The following is a 3,961-nucleotide window of genomic DNA, read 5'->3' as shown; positions in this document are numbered from 1 at the left end:
CGCTATCTTCTTTTATCTTCAACGCCTTTTTATAGTAATTAACAGCCACATCAAATTGCCTTTGCTCTTGAGCTACAATGCCCAGTTGGTGATAATCACTAGCAGCACTATACAAATCTCCGCTATCTTCTTTTATCTTCAACGCCTTTTTATAGTAATTAACAGCCACATCAAACTGTCTTTGCTCTTGAGATACCCTACCTAGATGATGATAAACAATAGCAATAGCAATTTTATTACTCACTGAGGTATCATTTAAAGCCATCAACTCATCTAAAATTTCTTGATAAATTTTTTTTGCTTCTGTCAACTTAGCACTTTGTAGTGCTTCATTAGCTTCATGACTTTGTATATATACCCAGAAATTCAGAGCATCTTTACCCTTTGCTTTTACATCTGCCAAGTGAATGCCTATTTGGTTCAGTGCCCGTTGTCGCAGTGACTTAAATTTAGGTTTGCGCCCTAAACGCTGATACATTTCTCCCAAGGCTTGTAGAATCCATTGTGCATAAGCCCATTCCTGTTGCTGTTCAGCAAGGCGCAGATTTTGCAACAAATTTGGTTCTTCCATTCGCAGCATAAAAGTTGCCAGTTCAGCGTTGCTGATGAGTTGCTTATCGTAGTGAGCAGCCAAATAAGTGTAGAAAATCAACAACTTTTTTTCGAGTTCGTTAATCACCTGCTGGGAAGCCATTGTGTTTAACTGCTGGCGCAAATACCAAGGTAGTGCGGGGTGAATTTTGTAGATAGTGTCACCAAATAAATATTCCACAATACCTGCGGCGGTGGCTTCATTGAGAATCCTTAACCAATCTGGTTTTTGCAAGTTTTCCCCAAACACCGCTTGATAAGCTTGCCCAAAGCTATCATCAGAACTTGCTGAGAACAGATGCAGCCAATCTGCATCAACCCGATCGCAAAACAGCGCCAAAAATGGTAAATGTCGTCGTGTACGTTCCGACAACTTCGCAAAAGAATAATCCAACGACACAGTAAGAGATTTTTCTCTCCCTTCTTCCTCTTGTCCCCTAAAAGTATCCAACCCCCGCCGCAGTGCCTCAATTAATTGCACAGGTGTCTGTGTCTTTAAATGCGGTAACACCACCCGCAAAGACAAGGGATGTCCTCCCAGTAATTTCAGCAATTCCAAATACTCTGCTGGCAGGTTCTTTCTCTCCACACCCACCGTTTGCAAAATCTTCGCGGCTAACTCTTGGGCATCCGCTTGAGATAACCCCCGCAAATTGATTAAACTATACCCACAATCTAGCCAAGGTTCTTCGCGGCGACTGGTAATTAATACCCAAGATTTACCACCCCGCAATTCCTTCAGAAACCGCTTCAGCTTATTTCTCTCTTCCCTACTCAATAATGGTTCGTTCCCCGTAGGGAAACCATTAACAGGTTCAAAGTTATCCCAAATCAACAAACAAGGATGAATTTGCAGATATTGTCGCACCTTAGCATCCTGCTGTTCTGGCATCATTTGGGAAAATCTCTCACCACCCAATGCCCTGCCAATTTGGTTAATTACCTGACTCAACCCCGCACCCTGTTCAAAGGAGGTAAAGAAAATACCCCCAGTCCGTCCTTGAGTATCATCCAACCACCGGGCGAAACCTGCGACTAACTCAGTTTTACCGACACCGCCCATTCCCTGCACCAAAACCAGATGATTTTGCCGAAATGCTCTCTCTAAACGCAAAATCTCATAATCTCGCCCAATAAAACCATAAGCGCTTTCATCAGGTAAACCTACAGCTTTGCTGCTTGCTGGCGTGTTGTCTGCTTGCGCCATCAAATCAGCAAAACTGGGTGCTGTCTTTTGAGGAACAAAAGGCGTATAGGGTTCCTGCTGATACAGCACCGGCACAAGCCAATCTTGTAAAGGTAAATTTCCTTTCGGACTGGGGCGCATTTTCTCAATAGACATGGACTTGCGCCCTGCTGCAACGGCTGTGGCGATACACTCTCCCCTGACTAATTCCCCATACAACCGCCCAACAAAGTGTTCTGCACCTTTGGCGTAAACTGAATACGCCATCGCTACTACACCCTTTGCCCCCAATTTCACCAACTGTCCCGCCACTGAAGAAAAGGCTTCTTCGCCTACTTGCCCAGATTTGCAAGCATTCAGTACAAAAATCGGTACGCGGCAATCTGTCAAATATTGGGCAATTTCTCTAGCGCTGACAGCTTGCTCGTTTCCCTGCTCATCTTCAAAGGATAAAACGCCCTCCTGTGTCTGGTTGTCAAAATTCCCATGTCCATCAAAATGGACAATATGATAAAAACCCTTATGGGCTTGCAATTCTGCTTCAAACTTTTTCAAGCTAGGGGGACGCAATACCTTAAGATTGACTCGCTGACGTATCGGTTGCAACGCCGCCAGCAAAGGACGGGCAATAGTTTTAAAATTTACGTCTTGCTCACCCTCAGGACGGGCAATGACTAATAAAATATTCAGTTGGTCATCGGGCATTGGTGGCAATGGTGCTTTTACGCCCTGACTGCTGAGACTGCGATACATTCCCGCCAGTGAAGGTGCAAGAAATTGATCGTCGGGGGAATATAGTAACTCCCAAGGTAAATTCAGCACGTTGGCGTTATCGGAAATGATGCTCAGTTCGCAGTTATCGAGTCCTTCCCGTGTCGCTTCTTGAAAAAACTCTCGTCCCTTTTCCGTGCTGCGAAATACTAGCTCAAATAATTCTTGTCCCCACTGCTGTAACTTTTGTTCGATTTTTGCAGCGTTAGCCGGAAAGATACCGTAGGGAAACTTGAGATAATCTTCTAAGTACCAGCGCAAATCAGTTAGCTTTTCTTCATCGAATGGTTGCTCAAAGGCTACTTCTGGAGCGAGGCGAGGACTTTCATATCCGCGTTGCCATGAAAGTTGTATCGTTTCGCCTTGATGCGTAATCCGCAACCAATTTCTTACCATTGCTACTGTGCTGGTTATTGGGTAGTATGATGCTAGCTTATTTCAGTAATTCACATAGAAGTTGACTGATTTCGCAAATAATTCCCAAAAAACCACAACTACAGCAAAACTTAACCCACTAACTAATTATCCGGACTTGATATCAATGCTATAAATGTTGCAAAAAAAATAGTAGGTTAGGGAGAATTTGCATCAACTATAATCCCCCTTCGGGTTCGCAGTCGCCTGCGGGAGGGTTTCCCTCCGCAGCGCTGTCTCACCGCGTCTCCGTGTCACCGTGTCACCGCGTCAGCCTCAATCATCCGCCTATTTAGCACCAACATTTTAGTCTTGTCAGTCCACTACTACGGGGTTACTCAGCCCTCTTGCATATCGGGGACGGCAAGGACTTCCTAAGCAAACCTGCCCAGCAGGCATGTGATTAAAAACACTACTACGAGCGCCAATCACTGCGTTAGCTCCAATTTCTACTCCTGGCCCTACGAAACAGTCTGCTGCTACCCACGCTCCATTGCCGATCGCGATCGCTGCTGTTTTCAACCCAAAAGCCGGGTCTTGGATATTATGGCTACCAGTACACAAGTAAGTTTTCTGGGAAATTACGCAGTGTTCCCCGATGCGAATCTCATCTAAGCTGTATAAAACTACGTCATCTCCAATCCAACTGTAATCGCCAATGGTGACTTTCCAAGGATACGTGAAGCGGGCAGTCGGTCGAATCAATACACCTTTACCAATCCGAGCGCCGAACAGCCGCAGCAAAGCACAACGCACAATATTTAGCGGTTGAGGAGTCAAAGGAAAAGCGATCGCCTGTACCAACCACCAAAGTAAAACATACCAACCAGAGCGGCCGCGATCGAACCAGGATTGGTCATATTTGCGTAAATCTACAAAAGGTTCGTCATTAGTCATTAGTTAGTTGTCAGTTGTCAGTTGTCAGTTGTCAGAAGGCAGGAGGAATTCTCTTGTGCCCGCGTTTCCCTCACTCCCTCATCTCCCCCTGCTCCCCCTGCT

The 3,961-nt window shown here is 45.4% G+C and carries 2 protein-coding genes; both read right to left on the bottom strand.

All coding sequences use genetic code 11. The features are described from left to right. On the bottom strand, positions 1-2,944 hold a 2,944-nt coding region (locus I8752_RS02320; RefSeq protein WP_214430718.1), incomplete at its 3' end, for a CHAT domain-containing protein. Positions 2,945-3,277: 333 nt separating this feature from the next. Continuing rightward, positions 3,278-3,859 carry a hormogonium polysaccharide biosynthesis acetyltransferase HpsU gene (gene hpsU / locus I8752_RS02315; protein ID WP_214430717.1) on the bottom strand — a complete coding sequence of 194 codons (582 nt, stop codon included), beginning with the start codon at positions 3,857-3,859 and terminating at the stop codon, positions 3,278-3,280. Between the last annotated feature and the right edge of the window lie 102 nt (positions 3,860-3,961).

It is taken from the genome of Dendronalium phyllosphericum CENA369, assembly GCF_016056275.1.
Lineage (GTDB): Bacteria > Cyanobacteriota > Cyanobacteriia > Cyanobacteriales > Nostocaceae > Dendronalium > Dendronalium phyllosphericum.
The sequence above is the reverse complement of the archived record's forward strand: the minus strand, read 5'-3'. Positions and strand labels throughout refer to the sequence as shown.